This window comes from Leptolyngbya sp. AN10, assembly GCF_050565645.1.
Lineage (GTDB): Bacteria > Cyanobacteriota > Cyanobacteriia > Leptolyngbyales > Leptolyngbyaceae > Leptolyngbya.
Map to the genome: position 1 here is coordinate 196,213 of NZ_JBNXVP010000007.1, position 19,650 is coordinate 215,862.

Consider the following 19,650-nt stretch of genomic DNA (forward strand, 5'->3'; position numbering starts at 1 on the left):
ATTTCAGGACTCTTTTAGCCAAAGAAGTTTAGCGAACAGCTCCCTTGACAGCCTCGTACGCATCAGCACCGGCAGCTCCGCCGAAACCTGCGATAACGCTTCCACCAGCGACAGCAGCACCTCTTCGTACTGTTTTATTCCTGATGACTGCTCTTGCAACATGGGGTGCCGCGACTCTAGCAGCGGCGATGGAAAGGGCAATAACCAAAGGTACTGCACCACCTTGAATCGAATCTTGCTCTTCTTCAGATAGAGAAACCAGAAGATCCTCTGATTCAACCAACTGCTGCTTTTGACTTTGCATCATTCTTCTCCAAATTCAATGATTTACACTTCAAGCAAAATCGAAATGAGTAAGATTGAGAAGCTTCTACGCCTGCCTAGTTGTAATGAACCCTAATTGAACTTTCTCAAGAATTAAATAATGTGAAAGACCCATTACCTCCATTCGCCAAACTCGGATACTGGTTTGCGAAATGGGATACACCACTTCTGAACGATCTCAAGAGCAGATGAAAAATATCATCCTGCTCAGCGTCGAATTTCACGATCGCAAAATGCTTAGGTAAACCCACCTGATTCTGACTTGACATCTACTTTACTTCGTCCCTCTTCCCCAAAGCTACAAAGGCGAGAAAATCCTGAAAAAGCCCTTGCTAATTGCAATAGACTGTTTAGACAATAGCAATAACTTTAGGGAATCCTGAACTTTTTTAGACTTTATAGAAGACTTTCTTGATTGTTTTTAACGTTTTGAAATTTGAGGTAATACTGATGGCGCGAACAAGCTACGGAACTCAAGCACAAAAACACGCCAAATCAGTTCTAGAAGCGCTGCTCATCTATGCAAATGATGAACTTGAAATCGATCTGGATGAAATAACGACCAAGCGATTTTCTCAGCAACTGCAAATCAGTTGGCAGACTGAATACCAGTGCATTATCCGCACCAAAATTAAGGTACTCCAAGACCTCACTGCTCTGCTCCCAAAGCCTCAAAAACTCAGCAAAGAGCAGATTCGGGAATCCCTTAAACGGTACAAAGACTTCCTAGAAATTTTGCAAGATCATCGAACTGCGACTCAAGGTTCAGAGTATTGGCACTTCACCCTTGAACTGTGGCATCCTCGCAAAGAGATCGCCGCAAATCTAGCAAGATTTGATACAGAGTGGGAGCAGCGTCGATCGAGAAATGGTACAACCCAACCGATCGACGAACTTTCCCTGATTGAAGCGCCTGATGTGTCAGGCTTCCACGGACGAACGACAGAATTAGCACAGCTCACCGAATGGGCAATTCAAGATCGCTGCCGCACGATCGCGATCGTTGGGATGGGCGGAATCGGAAAAACGGCACTCGCTACTAAATTTGCCTGCTCCTCTGGGAAAGAATTCGATCGAGTCATTTGGCGATCGCTCCTTCAAGCTCCCCCTTTAGAAGATTTACTGGCAGAGTTACTAGAAACACTCACCCCCGGACAGGCAATTCCCCAACGCATAGACAGTCGCATCACTCGATTACTAGAGCAATTGCGTCTAGCACGTTGCCTCCTCGTCTTAGACAACCTAGAAGCCGTGTTACAAACTGGCGAACCTTTAGGAGCCTATCGATCTGGGTATGAACGGTATGCCATCCTGTTGCGGCAGTTCGGAGAAGTCCCGCATCAAAGCACCATTGTACTTACCAGCCGAGAAAAGCCTGAAGAAATCTCTGCCCTGGAAGGATTTACATTGCCTGTGCGATCGATTCGATTGCAAGGATTACTAACGGATGAAGCAAAAGTAATCTTACAAGCAAAAGGATTGCAGGCAACTCACACCCTCGAACAGCAACTCATTGAGGTCTATCATGGCAATCCGCTTGCTCTCAAGGTTGCTGCCACTGCGATTCAAGAATTATTTGATGGCAGCATTGCAACGTTTCTAGCACAGGGAACCACCCTCTTCAAAGGTATTCGGAACCTGCTAGATCAACAGTTCGATCGTCTCAGTCCGTTTGAGCATCACATTTTATACTGGCTGGCGATCAATCGTGAACCCACACCGATGCAAGAGATCCACGATGACTTAGTTCCAGCCGTTTCAAAAGCAGAGCTACTTCAGACATTAGAATCCGTACAGCGTCGATCGCTGATTGAGCAAAATGACTCAAACTATACTTTGCAACCCGTTGTGATGGAGTACGTTACTGAGCGTTTGATTGAACAAGTCATTCAAGAACTGATTGCTCAGCAGCCAGTACTCTTCAAAAGTCATGCTTTAGTCAAAGTTCAAGCAAAAGAATATGTTCGGGAAACACAAATTCGATTAATCATTCGACCGATCATCAATCCGTTGATCAGTGAATTCCGCTCAATCAGCCATCTAGAAGCACACTTACAAAACCTTGTCTCCATTCAACAAACTCAAGCTCCACTAGAACCGGGCTATGTAGGTGGAAATCTGCTGAACCTTTTACGAGAATTAAACACAGATTTTAGCGATCGCGATTTCTCAAATTTAGCCATCTGGCAAGCCGATCTTCGGAACCTCACCCTTCATCGGACTAATTTTAGCAATGCTCATTTTGTTCGCTCTAGCTTCACTCAAAAGGTAGGCTCAATTTTTGCGATCGCATTTAGCCCAGATGGAAACTACATGGTCACAGGTGATGCGAGCGCTCAGGTGTATTCCTGGTGCATTGCAGATAGCCAACTCTTTCTGCCCTTCCAAGGACATCTTCACTGGGTATTCGCACTAGCATTTAGTCCCGACGGTCGGACTCTGATCAGCGGGAGCGGCGACCAAACCCTGAAAGTCTGGAATGCAACCACTGGGGAACTCATCCGAACCTTACAAAACCCAGAGGCGATCTTTTGTGTAGTCTACAGTCCCGATGGTCAAACCGTTGCGATCGCAAGTGGCGACCACACTGTAAAACTCTGGAATCCTCAGACAGGGCAATGGTTAAGAACCTTTCAGGGGCACACGGATCGAGTTTGCTGTGTGGCGTATCGCTCGGATGGTCGCCTACTTGCAAGTGGAGGAGCTGATCAAACCGTAAAGGTGTGGGACGCTGACTCTGGAATGGCGATCGCAACCCTTCAAGGACATACTAAACAAGTTCGATCGGTTGCCTTCTATCTTGATCATACCCTTACGAGTAGTAGTGAAGACGGCACGATTAAGCGATGGGACATTCAGACTGGAAACTGCATTCAAACTTTAACAGGGCATACTTACTGGGTTAACGCGATCGCCTATAGCGCAGATGGGAAAGTACTGAGCAGCGCCAGTGAAGATCAGACTGTGAAACTCTGGGATGCAAAGAGTGGAAAGCTCTTACGGACGCTGTATGGACATGAAAATCCAGTAAGAGCTATTGCTTTTCATCCACAGCGCCGAATCTTTGCAAGTGCGGGATCTGGAAAAGCAGTAAAACTCTGGGATGCAGAGACTGGACAAACCTTAAAAACTTTTCAAGGCTTCACGAATTCAGTTCATCGAGCCGTCTTTAGTTCAGAGGGTCAGAGAGTATTCAGTGCTCATGGGGATGGTCTGATCCGAATCTGGAGCAGTCAAACTCAGCAACTCTTACAAACCCTGACAGGGCATACCAATTTTGTGCATTGGCTCGCTTGTGCTCCGAGAGATTCTGAGAACCGCGATCTCTTAGTCAGTTGCAGCAACGATCACACAATACGACTCTGGAATATCAATTCTGGTCAACTGTTAAGGACATTGCGAGGACATCAAGGGTTAGTTTGGAGAGCAATCTTTAGTCCAGATGGTCATACGATCGCAAGTTGTGGTGGAGATCAGACCATCAAACTGTGGAATGCTTCTTCAGGGTGGTTGTCTCAGAAGAATTCAGAAGAAGAACTGTGCTTTAGAACGATCGAAGGTCATACCGATTGGGTTAGTACGATCAGCTTCAGTCCCGATCAGCAAATGCTGGCGAGTGGAAGTTTTGATCAGACGATTAAACTTTGGAATTTGACAACAGGAGAGCTTATCAAAACCTTGCAGGGTCATACAAGTCCGGTTCTTGTAGCCAGTTTCCATCCAGACCAGCCCATTCTGGTCAGCGGAAGTGATGATGCAACCTTACGGCTGTGGAATGTTGAAACGGGGGAAAGCTACAAAATTTTGCAGGGGCATCAGGGAGGGATTTGGTCGATCGCATTTAGTCCGAACGGCGAGATGCTTGCAACAGGCAGCGCCGATCAAACGATCCGACTCTGGGATGTTCAGACTGGGCAAACCTTGAGAATATTCCAGGGACATAGCAATCAACCTCGTTCTGTTGCCTTTCATCCCAATGGTCAAACTATACTGAGTAGCGGTGACGATGAGACAATCAGATTTTGGAGTGTAGAAACGGGTCAGTGTTTGCAGATTCTGAGAACCGATCGTCCTTATGAGGGGATGAACCTCTCAGGCGTGACAGGGCTAACGATGGCGCAAAAACAAATGCTCAATGCTTTAGGAGCAACCCCCAACTCATCCTCAACGTGAACGGCGTAAGCGTTGCTAAGCGTCTCTTCAGAATCCACTTAAAATTCCTTTTTTCATTTCAATTGTTGTGACTTTGACAATTCTGGAAAGAGCAGCTTCATTAAGCAAAGTATCAATTGTTAAAGAAAGATGTGTTTTCTCACCAGAGTTGAAATGTGTCTTGTAGGATGAAATCAATAAATAAAGGTATTCCAAGTTACCAAAAAAGCTAACCGAACTTCATTAAGGTTGGTTCATAAAAACCCAAACCCAGGTCGGTCTCCGGTCTGGGTTTATTATTAGTTGAATAAATCGATCGGCAAATGTCCAAACGTTTCATTCACACCATCCTCAAAGGCAGATTGACAAGAGACTAATACGCCACGATGCTCCCCAGTGTAAGGTTCCATGTGCGATCGACCTGTCAACGGATTGAATTTGATGTAAATCGTGCCAGAAATCGATCGCGTTTCCGGTACTTCGTATTTCAACGCGATCGCATAGCTCGAAAGCGCTTTTAACCCTTCCTCAGCAGTTTCGGCACAGATTCCTAAAATTTGATAATCAGACAAATCTGCCACAATGAGAACCGCTTCTCGAATTGCCGCATAATCGAGCGGTTCAGAAGATCGTTCTGTACAGATAAATTGCCGCAAAATAGTTTCAGCTTCCGATCTTGTCATAAATTTCGGTTTGAAGTCTACGATCGAATTAGTTTACCGTCTAAAGTAGTAGTACAAGTTTTCTATTTATCCTATGACTGCCGATCCTGTTGTTTCCAATGTGTTAGAACTCCGCGAAAAGCTTCTCCAATCGTTGCGAAGTACGCTGCGTCCAGGACAGCGAGAAATTGCAGATTGGGAATCTGGGCGATTGGCAGTGTCCGCCGTTCCAGGAGCGGGAAAATCGACCGGAATGGCAGTCGCAGCAGCAGTCGCGATCGCACGTCACCAACTCCACAGCCGCCGCCAATTAGTAGTCGTGACCTTTACGCGATCAGCAGCCGCAAACATTAAATCGAAAATTCGCGAATATTTGAAAAAACTGAGCTTACCGCAAGGTGGCTTCGTCGTTCATACCTTGCATGGATTAGCTTGGTCGATCGCTCGTAGTGCCCCAGAGCGATCGGGCTTTAATCCGGATTCAATTTTGATTACGCCGACTCAAGGAAGTCGATTGATTCGCACTAGCGTAGAACAATGGTTGGGATTGAATCCGCAGTTGTATCAAGGCTTGTTAGAAGGGCAGCAATTCGATGGGGAAGAAACGGAAAGACTCCGCAGACAAGCTGTTCTAAGAACTGAAGTCTTACCTGCATTGGCGGAGACAGTCATTCGAGAGGCGAAAAGTTCGGGATTGCTACCAGATGATCTACGCAATCAGATTTCATCGGATGAGTATTCGATTTTGTCGATCGCAGCAGGTCTATACGAGCAATACCAACTGCAACTCCAGAACCGGAACTTTATTGATTACGACGAGATGGTTTTAGCTGCACTTCGAGTGTTAGAGCATCCAACGGTTCGCGCTCGGTGGCAATCTCAAGTGTTTGCAGTGTTTGAAGATGAAGCACAGGATTCTAGCCCACTGCAAACTAAGCTATTAGAACTATTAGCAACTGATCCAGAACAATCCAACAATCAAAACTTAGTTCGAGTTGGTGATCCGAATCAAGCAATCAATTCGACCTTCACACCCGCTGATCCGGTGTTCTTTCGAGAGTTTTGTCAGACTTGCTCGATCGAGGAGCGTTTAGCCGAAATGAACCAAGCAGGGCGTAGTAGTCGAATCATTCTCGAAGCTGCGAACTATGTTCTAACTTGGGTGAATCGAACTTACGGCAAAGAAGAAACAGCACCATTCCGATCGCAGATGATTCGCCCCGTTTCAGCTAACGATCCACAAGCCGATGCGAATCCGAGTCCTGAAGGATTAGGCTTTGAGATTCACACGCCTGAAGATGTGCATCAAACTGTGGAATGGATTGGAAAAAGAGCGATCGCACTATTCGATAACTATCCAGATCGATCTGCTGCCGTATTAGTTCGCACCAATGACCAAGGGCGATTTGTAGCACGAGAATTGGCGCGATGGTTTGATGAAAAGCTTCCTGTGTTTGAAGTGGGAATGCGCGATCGACAATCACACATCCCGGCAGAGATGCTTTCGTTACTGCAATTTCTCGATCGACCACATTCTCCGGATAACCTCAAAGCGGCTTTGTCTGTATTTGTCGATCGACGGATCATTCCCACTCAAGATCTTAATGCACTGATTACTTTCCCAGAACAGTTCCTCTATCCTGCTCCGCTTGATCCACCTCAAGATCCGCAAGTTCAACAAGCAAGCCGTTTTTGTACTAGCTTACTCAGAGCTAGATTAGAGCTACCACTGTATCAATTAATTTCGTTTCTAGCTTATACCTTGAACTATGAGCAAACCGAGCTTGCAACTGCGGATAAGCTTGCAGAGCGAATCATGCAGCAAACTAGGGAGAACTCACTTACTGCAATGTTAGAGGTACTAAACGACATTGTAAGTTCAGAGCGATTTGAACCTGTTGAAGCGGAAGATGACGATCGATATGTTCGCCCTAGTCAAATCACAGTGATTACGATGCATAAAGCGAAAGGTCTTGACTGGGACTATGTATTTATTCCATTCCTGCACGAGAACATGATTCCCGGTTCGCTCTACATTCCGCCTGCGATGCAGTTTCTAGGCGATTTCACCCTATCCGAAGTTGCACGAGCACAGATCCGATCGATCGTGCATCAAGAACCAATCCCCAACACCGAAGAAGCTTGGGAACGAGCCGGATATTTGAAAACCGCAGAAGAGTTTCGATTGTTATATGTCGCCATGACACGAGCAAAGCGATTGTTGTGGATGTCGGCGGCAAAGCAAGCTCCGTTTAGTTGGAACAAGCCGGAGAATTTAGACGATCGTAAACCTTGTCCCGTGATTCCTGCCTTAAAGCAACAGTTCCCACTCTCCGTAATTGGCGAGACTGATGAAGACGAAGATGTAGAGTTTTAGGAACGAAGATGACTCAAAATCGTGCAATTACGCTAACTCAGATCTTGCACCATTCTCAACAAGCGATATTTCAAGCCTCTCGTTCGTCGCATTCACCCGCCCTGAACTGGAAGTTCGGGCTAACGGTGCGAAGTCCACTCAAGGGGACTGAGAGCCAATTTCAAAATCTTGAGTCCCGTTTACCGGACTTCGCACCGTTAGCGCCGACTTCCAGTCCGGCGCGAGGCAGTGCGATCGTCGAAATGCCCAGAATGAGGTCTTATCGCAATTGGTGCAAGATCTGAGCTAAAGGAGTTTCTGAATCTTCCAGAGACTAAGCCTGCAAGCGAGTTTATTGATGGTCAAATCATTCAGAAACCAATGCCCACCGGAAGACGAAGCACAATTCAAGGCGAATTGAGTGCTGCGATTAGTTCTGAATTTAGAAACAATAAAATTGCTCGTGCCTTTCTCGAATTATGTTGTGTTTTCGACGATCAAGTAATTGTCCCTGATATTGCTGTATTCGCTTGGGATCGCATTCCTCGTGATTCAGATGGCAGAGTAGCAAATGAGTTTTGTCTTGCTCCAGATTGGACGATCGAGATTCAGACTCCTACCACGAAACTAATCAAGAAAACGCTACATGGCTTAGAGCATGGAACACAAATGACGTGGATTATTGATCTTGAAGAGAGAGCTATTTTAGTCTACTGTCTGCATCGATTCGTTAAACTTTACGACTTAGACACCCCTGAAGTGCAGATTGCTGTACCAGAATTTGCCAAAAACTTTGAATTAACAGTTGGGCAGGTCTTTCAATGGCTTGAAGACTGAATAGCTTTCTCAACCCCTTCGCTACAGCAATGCTAAAAACTCTTCCACACTTAGTTCAATATCTCGAATAATTGCCCTTAATGTTCCTTTCGCAATCACCGCATGATCTGGGACAACAACCTGTGCAAAAGGGTCATCTCTTCGCATGATAATGTGGCTGCTTTCTCGTCGCTTCTGATAGAAGCCGATATTCTCTAAGACTTTGACACACTCTTTTCCAGAAATACTCGGCAACTTACTCACACAACCACCAAGAATGCTTCAAAAGGATCTTCTGGGATAGGCAAGCCATCTTCTTCTAGGGCAGCAACATATCCCGCGATCGCTTCCTTGATATTCGATAACGCTTCTTCTTTGGTTTGTCCCTGACTGTTGCAACCTTTCAAGCTTGGACATTCTGCAATCCAAACGCCATCTTCATCCTTAGATAAAATAACTTGTCTCGTCTGTTGGCTCATTCGTTCAAACCATAGCAATCTTGACTATTTTAGCGATATTTGTTGATTAAGACGATGGGGTCAAGCGACCCCCATCATACGCTTGGATTAGTTCAAAATGCCGTCTTTTTTCGCCATCGTGGTCATCAAATCAATCACGCGATTTGAATAGCCCCATTCGTTGTCGTACCAAGAGACAATCTTGAAGAAGTTGGAATTCAGTTCAATTCCTGCACCCGCATCGAAAATGCTCGATCGACGATCGCCCTGAAAATCCGTTGAAACCACTTCCTCATCCGTATAGCCCAAAACACCCTTCAGCGATGTTTCCGAGGCTTCTTTCATCGCTTCACAGATTTCTTTGTAGCTCGTCGGCTTCTCAGTTTTGAAGGTCAAGTCTACAACTGAAACGTCCGGAGTCGGGACACGGAACGCCATTCCAGTAAGTTTTCCTTTCAGTTCAGGAAGAACCAATGTGACTGCTTTAGCAGCTCCAGTTGAAGCAGGAATGATGTTTTGAGAAGCTCCTCGTCCACCTCGCCAATCTTTTTTACTCGGACCATCGACCGTCGGCTGAGTTGCGGTCATTGCGTGAACGGTCGTCATTAGACCTTCGACTAAACCAAATCGATCGTTCAACACTTTCGCCACCGGAGCCAGACAGTTCGTCGTACAACTTGCATTCGAGACGACTGTATCTTTTTCAGGATCATACGAATCGTGATTTACGCCCATGAGCAAAGTTTTCACGCGCTCCGGATCTTTGGTCGGTGCAGAGATAATGACTCTTTTTGCACCTGCTTTCACATGATTCGAGGCACTATCAAAATCGGTAAACAGTCCGGTCGATTCCACAATGTAATCGGCTCCCAGATTGCCCCAAGGCAACTCTGCTGGATTTCGCATTGCAAAGCAGGGAATAAAGCGATCGTTGACTAGAATGCCCTCCGGTTTTGCTTCGATCTTGCCGGGGTAGACACCGTGAGTAGAATCGTACTTCAGTAGATATGCCAAGTTATCAGGCGGCACGAGATCATTAATTCCGACAACTTCAATATTTGGATTGTCCAGAGCCGCACGAAACACCAAGCGACCAATCCGCCCGAAACCATTGATCCCGATTTTTACAGTAGCCATTGGAAAAAACTCCAAATTTTAAGAGAAGAGACACGTCAAATTTTTGGTGTCTCATCACGCTATCGCATTTATTTAATGACCTCGATAGATGTAATCTTTTGATCACGGTTGAGGCAATTTGTTATCGATCGCTCACTTTACGATCGTAGAAATTTTAGGGATCAGGATTCAACTTTTTAATCATTGTGCGTTATATCAATAAAAGAACAATTTTGGAGTCAAGAAAAATGGCGCGTACCAAACCCTATCAACCTTCATTATTAAGGTTTCTGCATGGAGTGACTGCACTGCTTGTAATTGGAGCATTGATCAGTGGGTATTGGGTGTACGACACCTTTGATGCACGGTTTGGTCAGATTCCGCTGCCGAGAATTAATCCGATCATTGATTATCACGGCACGATCGGCTGGCTACTGTTTTTTCTTTTTGCACCGTTGTTTCTGATTTATAGTCTTTGGCTTGGTCGGAAGAAATTAGTTCAAAAAGAATCGATCGCACAATTGACGCAAGTTGGCAAACCGATTTGGTGGATTAGTCTACAACGGTTGACCAATACCGTAATGATTGGGGCACTTTTATTTGCTGTCATTAGTGGAAAATTTATGGATGAAACCTGGTTGCCACAGGGACAATTGCAACACGTAGCATATTCTGTTCACTTGTTATCCTGGGCGACAATGTTGGCATGTTTAGCACTCCATTTATTGATGAGCGCAAAAGTCGGAGGAGTGCCGCTTTTATTATCGATGAGTAGCTTAAAAGTGCGCCCTGATGATCACCCAAAATTTTGGTTTCAACAATTGCGCGATCGAGTTTAATAGCTAAAATGGCTATCTATCGGTACGAATTCATGAGTTTCACGATCCAGAATGTTCTGATTCCGACGAGTGAGGGGTATACAGCAGTTAATGTGCAAATTCAAGAGGATCGAATTGTTGCGATCGCGCCCAATTTAACAGTCATTGGAACTGCGATTGATGGCACAAATAAGCTTTTACTCCCTGGATTTGTGAATGCTCATACCCATTCTTCAGAGATGTGGCAACGGGGCATTATTCCCCCAGTTCCGCTCGAACTCTGGCTTGCGGAACTTTATGAATTTACCCCGCTTGATCCCGGACAAGCTTATCTCAGTGCGGTTGGAACTGCGATCGAAACATTGATGACGGGTGGGACAAGCGTTGTGGATCATTTGGTGCTGATTCCAGGCAAAGAGATTGAAACGATCGCGGCTGCAAATCGAGGCTATCGAGAGGTGGGAATTCGAGCGTTTATTGCACCTTTGATTCAGGATGAGGCTTTAAGTGCTGCACTTCCGACAGGGGGCGATGAAGTCAGCCACGGGAACTATGTTCGATCGACAAAAGAAATGCTTGAGTTAGTTCAAGCCGCGATCGACCAGTTTCATCGTCCAGATGAAGGGATTGAGATTGTAGTAGCACCTACTGGGATTCAACTATGTTCGGATGCGTTGTTTGAAGGATGTATTGAACTGAGCGATCGATACAATCTTAGTCGTCATGCTCATTTACTCGAAACCAAAGCACAAAAATTGCTCGCAGATGAAAAGTATGGTTGCAGTGCAGTGCAGCATCTAAAAGACATTGGATGGCTGAGTGAAAAAACTTCTCTGGCGCATTGTGTTTGGCTCGATGAGTATGACATCAAAATCCTGGCAGAAACGCGATCGACCGTTGTTCACAATCCTCTGAGTAACTTACGTTTGGGAAGTGGGATTGCTCCGATTTTGAAGTACCGTCAAGCAGGAGTGAATGTTGCTTTTGGCTGTGATGGATCAGCAAGTAATGATTCTCAGGATTTACTTGAAGCGATCAAAATTGGGTCAATTCTGCATTCAGTGACAGATTTTGACTATCAGCATTGGATCACGCCGCGACAGTCTGTAGAGATGGCATCTTTGGGCGGTGCAACAGGTTTGAATCGTGCGGATCAATTCGGTTCTCTAGAAGTTGGAAAGAAAGCTGATTTAGTGATGTATGACTTAAAAGCTTTGTCACTCTTACCACGAACTGATCCGATCGGTTTGCTGGTTCTCGGTCGTCCTGTGAATGTTGTGAGTCATGCTTGGGTGAATGGAAAACCAGTGATTGCAGATCATGAAATTTGCAATATCAATGTGAATGATCTCAAAGAAAAACTGTTTGATCAAAGTGAATGGACTCCGAAACGGAAATCGATCGCAGTTGCAGAAACTGAAGCAAGATATCGATCGATCATGGGACTGCCAGAAAGCTCGATCGATTATTCTTGATCTCTGTTCAGTTCTATTTCGGTTAAAATCTTTTGATCCACCCATCGACTTGGGTGTAAATTCTCGACATCCCTACCCTGGATCATCTCTATGGCAACCCCAGCACTTGATCTTGCAACTCGGCTCGACCGCTATTACGAAGAAGTTCGATCGATTATTTTGAGCCGCCAGAATCCGATTTCTGGTCTGCTGCCTGCGAGTACGGCGGTGAATGCTCATGGAGACTATACCGATGCTTGGGTGCGGGACAATGTGTATAGCATTCTGGCGGTTTGGGGATTGGCGCTGGCATATCGGAAATTGGATGACGATCGCGGACGCACTTATGAGCTAGAACATAGCGTTGTGAAGTTGATGCGCGGATTGTTGTTTTCGATGATGCAACAGGCGCAGAAAGTTGAGAAATTTAAGCAGGGTCAGAACCCTTTAGAAGCCTTACATGCAAAGTATGACACTGCAACGGGAGCAACGGTTGTCGGTGATGACGAATGGGGACATTTACAGTTAGATGCTACTTCGGTGTTTCTGTTGATGTTGGCGCAGATGACACTATCAGGATTGTCGATCGTCTATACGATGGATGAAGTGAATTTTGTGCAAAATCTGGTTTACTACATTGGTCGAACCTATCGCACTCCTGACTATGGAATTTGGGAGCGGGGCAATAAGATCAATCATGGCAATCCGGAGTTAAATGGTAGCTCTGTGGGAATGGCGAAAGCTGCCTTAGAAGCGATGAATGGATTGAATCTGTTTGGCACTCAAGGCGGACAGAGTTCAGTGATTCATGTGCTACCCGATGAGATTGCTCGGTGTCGAACTACGTTGGAATCATTGTTGCCACGGGAATCGAGTTCTAAAGAAGTCGATGCGGCATTGTTAAGCGCGATCGCGTTTCCTGCCTTTGCGGTGGAAGATATGGAATTGGTCGATCGAACTCGCAATAAAATCATTGATCTCTTAGAAGGTCGCTATGGATGTAAGCGATTTTTGCGAGATGGACACCAAACTGTGATTGAAGATACGACGCGATTGCACTATGAACCGTTTGAACTGAAGCAGTTTGAACATATTGAGTGTGAATGGCCGCTTTTCTTTACGTATCTTGCACTGGATGGAATTTTCAGAGGCGATCGGACTCAAACGGAACGCTATCTCGATCGATTAGATGCTCTGACGGTTGAGCGAGATGGCGTGAAGTTACTACCAGAACTCTACATCGTTCCAGAAGAGACAATTGAAGCTGAGAAAGCGAAACCTCGCAGTCAAAAACGGATTCCGAATGAGAACATTCCCTTAGTTTGGGCACAGAGCTTATATATGCTTGCGAAGATGCTGCATGAGGGATTGATCTCAGTGGGCGATGTTGATCCCTGTGGGCGATATTTACGACGAGGACAGCGCAGAAAAGCTACGATTCAGATCGCGTTGATTGCAGAAGATGATGCACTTCAAGTCAAGCTAGAAGCAAACAATGTAACAACGCAAACTTTGAAGCAAGTGGAGCCGATTCACGTGCGTCATGCGCGAGAATTAGCCGCTGCTTACACTCAAGTGGGATGGAATGACAAACTATTGCTGACTGGACGACCTCAGCGAAGAATGCGAAGTCTAACCACTGCACGAGTTTACAAGATTAAAGGAGATACACTCGTATTTCTCCCCTCTTTCCTTGAGCCTGAACGATTTTATCTCACGTTGGACTATCACTTTTTAGTGTCGAACATTAAGAGTGAGCTTTCTTACATTCATCGACATTGGCAACAGGTGGGAAGACCGATCGTAACGCTATTACTTACAAAAGAAATGTACGAACTCGGTCGAGAAGCATTGCTCGATCTGGTTCAAGAACTTCAAGCGGGACGATGTGGCGATGTTCCGGTTCAACTCGGACAGCTTAAACAATTTGTGCGAACAGCGGGAACCGAGCGAATTGATTCACTGCATGACTTTGAGTTTGAATCGAAATCGGTAGCTCAGATTGGTGTATCTCGCTATCATCTGGCATTTAATCCCGATCGGACTCATCCCCTTAGCATTTCCCAAGAATTCAAGCTAGAGTACGAAACTGATGTTCAAGTTCTGCTCGATACTTTGCGATCGTCACAAAACCTCTACGAGCAAGTTGAACTCTTAGGCACATTGGTACGATTAGAAAGCTTAGACTTCGAGACTGGACTATCAGGAGCAAATTCATCGATTACAGTTCGCGATTTGCTGAATGAACTCTACACCAAAGCGAGTAAAGGCGATTCGACTGGATCACCGTATTGGAGCATTTTACGGCGTTGTGCAGGTTTGCTCGATAAAGTGGATGTTGGACTATCCGATGCTGTTACAGATATCTTAGTGAGACAGAAACAAATTGCGATCGGGAGAGCGTACAGCGAAGATTCTCTGATTATGCAGCCGTTACCGCACACAGAAGTTCTAGAGAAGATTCGGGAGTTCTGTCGGGAAGATATTCGCGATCGCGTTCTCACACAAGAAGTAATCATCTATCTCAGCTTGCTAATCAAAGGAGAACCAAAGCTATTCAACGGACTGCTAACTTTACGAGTCGGCTACTTGATTTTGTTGATCACAACTGATCTAGCGCGAGAGTTGAATCTCACTCAGGATGAGGCTTATGAGAAGCTAATGAGCTTGAGTCCATTTGAGATCAAAACTCGTCTGCGCGAGATTGTGGAAGGCTATGCAGACTTGAATAAAGCATTGTTCAAACAAGAATCGCTCAAAGTTAAACTACCCAATCAAGCGATCGATTGGGTCATTCTGGTCGATAAAGCAGAGATTGAACCTGCAAGCCAAGACTGGTGGCGCAAACGTCAGCTAGATGGCGCACTCAATCGCGTTCCAAAAGACTTTTATCCAAGTGTTTGGAAGCTATTGCATCACTGTAAAGGCTTAGTGATTGGGGATAAGTTAGAGCGGCGGAATCGATTAGAGAGTGAGTTTCTCACCACCGAAATGACCGCAGGCGAGAAGAATTTTGCACTAAAAATTGAGCATCTGTTGAATAAGATTCAAGCTCCAGAATATCGGCAAGTGAATGTCGAAGCGCTGATGGAACTGAATGCGATCGCAGAACGCAACCCCGAATTCAAAGTTGAAGAATACATTGTGATGGATGTATTGATCGGTCATGCGGTGCGATTAGCTTGGTTAGATAAACGTCCGGAACATCGCGATCGCTATGATGAATTTAAGAGTTCGGCTTGGCGATCGTTTTATGAGACTTCGCCGTATGATTGTGCCAGCTATGTGGCTAAAGCGATGCAGTTCTTGACTCAGTTGGGAGATGACGCGCAGTAATTCAAAGTGTCTCGTGTTCATTCATCCGCTAACTCGCCCGGAGGTAAACGCTCCGGGCTAATCGAGGGAACCCCACTGAAGTGGGCTGAAACTACTGTCCGAGGGTGCTTCAGCATCCTTTCCCCCATTAGCCCGGAGCGTTTACCTCCGGGCGGACTCTATCGCAGCGACAGATCCTCATCGACGCAAAATTTTGCACTCAATCCATCAAAGGCAGCATCACCGTAAACGTTGCCCCTTTTCCTTCTCCCAAACTCTCGACCTTGATCGTGCCACCGTGCATCTCCACCAACTGACGTGCGATCGCGAGTCCCAATCCCAACCCACCAAAATTCCGAGTGATAGCATTGTCTTCTTGTCGAAACGACTCAAACACAAACGGTACAAACTCTGGTGCAATTCCTTTTCCAGAATCACTCACCTGCAAAGACGCAGTAGAACCTGATTTGCCTAATCGAACTTCGATCGTGCCCCCGTCTGGTGTAAACTTCACCGCATTCGAGAGCAAGTTCCAAACAATTTGCTGCAAGCGTCCGGCATCTCCCAACACTTTGCCAACGGTTGGATCAATCACAGTCATAATGTCGATCGATTTAACCTGTGCTGCTAGTTCCACTGTTTCCAAAGCCGATCCGATCACCGTAGGCAAAGATACCGCAGATTGATGCAGCACTAACTTGCCTCTAAGAATCCGCGAAACATCGAGCAAATCATCAATCAATTGGGCTTGTAACTTCGCATTGCGCTCGATCGTTTCAAGTCCTCGAAGTATATTGGAATCAGTTGTACTTCGTTGTAGCAGTTTTGACCAACCTAGAATTGGATTCAGTGGTGTTCTGAGTTCGTGCGAGAGAACTGCGAGAAATTCATCTTTAATACGATTGGCAGATTCCGCAGCTTCACGGGCGGCTTGTTCTTGCTGGAGCAATTCCTCTCGCTGAACTTCGATTTGCTTGTGCTCAGTGATGTCATGCGCGATCGCATACAGATGTTGGGCTTGTGGAAATGAAGCGACTTTCCAAGACAACCAACGATACGAGCCATCCTTGTGGCGATAGCGATTCTCAAATTTGATCGTGGGATGTCCTGCACTCAAGCGTTGTGCTTCTACGATCGTCGCCTCAACATCATCGGGATGCACAAAGTCGAGATACGGTCTGTTCACAAGTTCTGTTTCTGCCCAACCCAGTGTTGCCGTCCAAGCGGGATTGACTTTGAGAAAACAACCCTCAAAATTCGCGATCGCCAACATATCCAGCGACAAGGTGAAAAACCGATCGTGATCCGTCTCGACTCCTCGCGGCTGAGTAGTTTCTTCTTCGAGTTGTGCTGCGCGATCGAATGTTTCTTCGGAGTGCATGAGCAAAAATTGAAAAAGGCGCTAAATCATTGTAAACGGTTGCTTGAAGCCTGTACGAATTGAGAGCGGACTGCTATTTTGCTGAATAAATGTCGTAATTTATACGGGCATATTGTAAAACTCGATCGCATCTATACTAGATCCAACCTTGAAGCAACGTGATTCGCCATGAACCAGTTTCCGCTCGTGAGTATTCTGATCAATAACTATAACTATGAGAACTATGTATCTCAAGCGATCGAGAGTGCCTTAAATCAAACTTACGATCGGGTCGAAGTGGTCGTCGTTGATGATGGCTCTAAGGACAATTCGCGGGATGTGATTGGAAAATATGGCGATCGTATTGTTTCAGTGTTCAAACAAAACGGAGGTCAGGGATCGGCTTTCAATGCGGGATTTGCAGCGAGTCAGGGCGATTTGATTTGTTTTTTGGATGCGGATGACTACTGTTTTTCAGAGAAAGCAAGCCAGATTGTGAAAGCTTTTCAGGATGATCCGGAGCTAGGTTGGGTCTTTCATCGATTGAAGCGCGTGGATGCAAATGGACAAGCGCTTGATGCAAACAGTGGGATGACAGAGTTTGGAAGATTTGATTTTCGATCGCAGATTTTGAAGGGTCAATCCGTGCGTCCGATCTTTCCAGCTACGAGTGGTCTGTGTTTTCGACGAGATGTTTTGCAGCAAACCTTACCCATGCCTGAACAGCTACGGATCTCAGCCGACAATTTTCTGCGGCTGTCTGCAATTCATCTCACTCCTGGATTGCTGATCGATTTAGAACTCGCAGTCCACCGGATTCACGGCTCGAACTCTTACGAATCGAGGAAAGATACTGCTTATCTACATGCGGAAACGAACATTCAAACCTCGTACCATTTGAGACAGCGATTTCCTGAAACGAAGGCATTTACGGATCAGTTATTCTCGCATTCTTATGGGCAAATTGCGGGTCGATCGGGAATCGATCGACTTTCAAACATTCCAGAGTCGAATGCGTATCTCAAAGAGTATTTCTCGCTGGCTTCTTGGATTTCGTACAGTCCCAAGATTGCCTATAACTATGCGAAATCTTTTCTGAATCGTCAGTAGACCTTCTCTAAACACACAAGAAACCGGGTCATAGAACAAGTCGCTGCACGAATCGAAAATGCCTACCGAATGAAATCCGGAGCTAAACTAACTGCCCATTTTGGAGAGTCCGCAGCGGCGAATTCTATTCGCCAAGTCACCGATCGATTTTAATCCCCGAACTTCTCAGCAACCAAAATCCGGTGTAAGTCATTCCCGAATCATCTGGCTCAACTAGCAGAAAATGTAATCGATCGCTTTCTTTTTTGCGCTGTTCAAACAGTTGGGCAGCGCTTCGCACTTCTGGATCTTCAAACGTCGCGACAATCCATCTATCCAACTCCCCCGCATTCAAAATCAATCCATCCGGCGCACCTGCGATCGCATCCAGTGACACGGGTTGATTTGCCTTTAACCATCGAGCGAGTTGCATCGATCGTCGTCCCCCATCAATCACGACTCCCGGAATCTGCGCGGTCGATGCAATCCCTAAATTGACTGGGTATAAAGCTTCAGGCATTTCAACGATCGGGATGGTGCGATTGGCGATCGACTCGACTAAATCACTCGATCGAAGGGATGCAAATCGCCATTGTTCCCCCCACAAATTTTCGGGCAACGGCTGAGGAGGATTTCGCATAAATCGACACCATGCAGAACGAACTCTATTTTATGGGATTCAGGGTCAGTGATATTGCGGAATTGGCGATCGGGCGAAGAATGGCATACTGAATTCTTCACCAAAACTTTATCGGTCTTAGCACAATCCCTACCTGTTGCCCTCGTAACCCCGTAGTTATGGCTTGTATGGTAATAAACAGCGTCTCTTCGTATACGAAGCGTTGAGCAATCTAATGCAGTACAAGCATTTTTTATCCAAATGGATGATTCCGATGCTGTTCAGTACTTTGTTAAATTCTTTACGTTACTCAAATTTTTTCACCGGGTATTCTGGGAGAAGTTTGAAAAGCATCAAATTTAATACGTAAGTACTCCATCAGTTCACTCAATCTGTGTAGACGAATTGCGCTTAACCCCCAAGGAGATAGACGATGACGTTAAAAGGAACCGGATCTCAGGCAAAAACTCGCCTGTTGCTGACAGTGTGGGATGCCAACGATCGACAATCTGAATTCAAGAAAAGCGATCTGCTCAAGACTTTGATTCGTGCCAAAGAAAAACGTTCTGACTATGAGCCGATTTATCAGGCGTTGATTCAGGCAAAAGCGATCGAGGGTGACAACAATTCGCCCAAACTAACCGCGATCGGTCAACGACTCTTATCCGAAGGCTTGAAATCAGTGGATTTTAAGTTTGACGATCGCTCGACCAGTGCGAAGACTGCGAACCCCTTGCTGAGATGGATTCGTCAGAATTGCCTGACAAATGCGCCTATGACGAATGGCAATGGCAAGAAAAACGCGATCGCGTCGTATGAAGAATTCAAGCCTGTGGCGTTGGAAGTGTTCGATCGATTGAATCAGGACTATAACCTCGATAACTTAGTGCCAATCTATCGGATTCGGCGGGAAATTGGGGAACGAGTTGAGCGATCGAAATTTGATAATTGGCTGCTAGAAATGCAAGCAGATGATGTCTTGCAACTTCAAGGAGGCAGTTTGCCTGATGGCGATCCTACCAAGATTGAAGATTCAATTACTACAGAACTCAGCGGATTACGCTGCTATGCAACCTTACTTCAGTCCTAGTAAGACTGAAATGCTCGACTC

Annotated in this window: 16 protein-coding genes; 9 read left to right on the forward strand and 7 right to left on the reverse strand. The window is 45.8% G+C overall.

Annotation, left to right across the window (positions count from 1 at the left end; translation table 11 throughout):
- Window positions 1–28: 28 nt before the first annotated feature.
- Complete coding sequence (locus ACQ4M5_RS12570; RefSeq protein ID WP_430675961.1) at window positions 29–307, reverse strand: hypothetical protein; 279 nt, start codon at window positions 305–307, stop codon at window positions 29–31.
- Between the two features lie 467 nt (window positions 308–774).
- Between ACQ4M5_RS12570 and ACQ4M5_RS12575 the strand changes: the two genes are divergently transcribed.
- Window positions 775–4,497, forward strand: coding sequence for an NB-ARC domain-containing protein (locus tag ACQ4M5_RS12575; protein ID WP_430675962.1), 3,723 nt, complete (start codon window positions 775–777; stop codon window positions 4,495–4,497).
- A 278-nt stretch (window positions 4,498–4,775) separates the two neighbouring features.
- Here the strand turns inward: ACQ4M5_RS12575 and ACQ4M5_RS12580 are convergent, their stop codons facing one another.
- Complete coding sequence (locus ACQ4M5_RS12580) at window positions 4,776–5,159, reverse strand: DUF1824 family protein (RefSeq protein ID WP_430675963.1); 384 nt, start codon at window positions 5,157–5,159, stop codon at window positions 4,776–4,778.
- Window positions 5,160–5,232: 73 nt separating this feature from the next.
- Between ACQ4M5_RS12580 and ACQ4M5_RS12585 the strand changes: the two genes are divergently transcribed.
- From ACQ4M5_RS12585 to ACQ4M5_RS12595, 3 genes are read left to right on the forward strand one after another with little or no spacing between them, the layout of a single operon-like run.
- On the forward strand, window positions 5,233–7,515 hold the full coding sequence (locus ACQ4M5_RS12585) for an ATP-dependent helicase (protein ID WP_430675964.1): 2,283 nt from the start codon (window positions 5,233–5,235) through the stop codon (window positions 7,513–7,515).
- Window positions 7,516–7,523: 8 nt separating this feature from the next.
- On the forward strand, window positions 7,524–7,799 hold the full coding sequence (locus tag ACQ4M5_RS12590) for a hypothetical protein (RefSeq protein WP_430675965.1): 276 nt from the start codon (window positions 7,524–7,526) through the stop codon (window positions 7,797–7,799).
- Window positions 7,800–7,812: 13 nt separating this feature from the next.
- Window positions 7,813–8,331 carry a Uma2 family endonuclease gene (locus ACQ4M5_RS12595; protein ID WP_430676071.1) on the forward strand — a complete coding sequence of 173 codons (519 nt, stop codon included), beginning with the start codon at window positions 7,813–7,815 and terminating at the stop codon, window positions 8,329–8,331.
- Between the two features lie 21 nt (window positions 8,332–8,352).
- On the opposite strand, the gene ACQ4M5_RS12600 is transcribed toward ACQ4M5_RS12595, so the two are convergent.
- From ACQ4M5_RS12600 to gap, 3 genes are all read right to left on the reverse strand, one after another.
- Complete coding sequence (locus tag ACQ4M5_RS12600; protein ID WP_430675966.1) at window positions 8,353–8,574, reverse strand: type II toxin-antitoxin system HicA family toxin; 222 nt, start codon at window positions 8,572–8,574, stop codon at window positions 8,353–8,355.
- Window positions 8,571–8,789 (reverse strand): type II toxin-antitoxin system HicB family antitoxin, encoded by a 219-nt coding sequence (locus ACQ4M5_RS12605; protein WP_430675967.1) that lies wholly within the window; start codon window positions 8,787–8,789, stop codon window positions 8,571–8,573. The genes ACQ4M5_RS12600 and ACQ4M5_RS12605 overlap by 4 nt, the downstream gene beginning before the upstream one ends.
- A gap of 87 nt (window positions 8,790–8,876) precedes the next feature.
- Window positions 8,877–9,905 carry a type I glyceraldehyde-3-phosphate dehydrogenase gene (gene gap / locus ACQ4M5_RS12610; RefSeq protein WP_430675968.1) on the reverse strand — a complete coding sequence of 343 codons (1,029 nt, stop codon included), beginning with the start codon at window positions 9,903–9,905 and terminating at the stop codon, window positions 8,877–8,879.
- Window positions 9,906–10,132: 227 nt separating this feature from the next.
- Here gap and ACQ4M5_RS12615 point away from each other — a divergent pair, with 227 nt between their 5' ends.
- From ACQ4M5_RS12615 to ACQ4M5_RS12625, 3 genes are all read left to right on the forward strand, one after another.
- Window positions 10,133–10,723, forward strand: a complete 591-nt coding sequence (locus tag ACQ4M5_RS12615; protein WP_430675969.1) for a cytochrome b/b6 domain-containing protein — start codon at window positions 10,133–10,135, stop codon at window positions 10,721–10,723.
- Window positions 10,724–10,755: 32 nt separating this feature from the next.
- Window positions 10,756–12,177: an amidohydrolase gene (locus ACQ4M5_RS12620; protein ID WP_430675970.1), complete on the forward strand. Its 1,422-nt coding sequence runs from the start codon at window positions 10,756–10,758 to the stop codon at window positions 12,175–12,177.
- Window positions 12,178–12,267: 90 nt separating this feature from the next.
- Complete coding sequence (locus ACQ4M5_RS12625) at window positions 12,268–15,492, forward strand: glycoside hydrolase family 15 protein (RefSeq protein ID WP_430675971.1); 3,225 nt, start codon at window positions 12,268–12,270, stop codon at window positions 15,490–15,492.
- A 199-nt stretch (window positions 15,493–15,691) separates the two neighbouring features.
- Here ACQ4M5_RS12625 and ACQ4M5_RS12630 read toward each other — a convergent pair whose 3' ends face one another.
- A complete protein-coding gene (locus ACQ4M5_RS12630; protein ID WP_430675972.1) occupies window positions 15,692–16,852 on the reverse strand; it encodes a PAS domain-containing sensor histidine kinase in 1,161 nt (386 codons plus the stop codon).
- Between the two features lie 168 nt (window positions 16,853–17,020).
- Between ACQ4M5_RS12630 and ACQ4M5_RS12635 the strand changes: the two genes are divergently transcribed.
- Complete coding sequence (locus ACQ4M5_RS12635; RefSeq protein WP_430675973.1) at window positions 17,021–17,941, forward strand: glycosyltransferase family 2 protein; 921 nt, start codon at window positions 17,021–17,023, stop codon at window positions 17,939–17,941.
- A 136-nt stretch (window positions 17,942–18,077) separates the two neighbouring features.
- Here the strand turns inward: ACQ4M5_RS12635 and ACQ4M5_RS12640 are convergent, their stop codons facing one another.
- Window positions 18,078–18,560: a Tab2 family RNA-binding protein gene (locus ACQ4M5_RS12640; RefSeq protein WP_430675974.1), complete on the reverse strand. Its 483-nt coding sequence runs from the start codon at window positions 18,558–18,560 to the stop codon at window positions 18,078–18,080.
- A 412-nt stretch (window positions 18,561–18,972) separates the two neighbouring features.
- Here ACQ4M5_RS12640 and ACQ4M5_RS12645 point away from each other — a divergent pair, with 412 nt between their 5' ends.
- A complete protein-coding gene (locus tag ACQ4M5_RS12645; protein WP_430675975.1) occupies window positions 18,973–19,629 on the forward strand; it encodes a hypothetical protein in 657 nt (218 codons plus the stop codon).
- Window positions 19,630–19,650 lie beyond the last annotated feature (21 nt).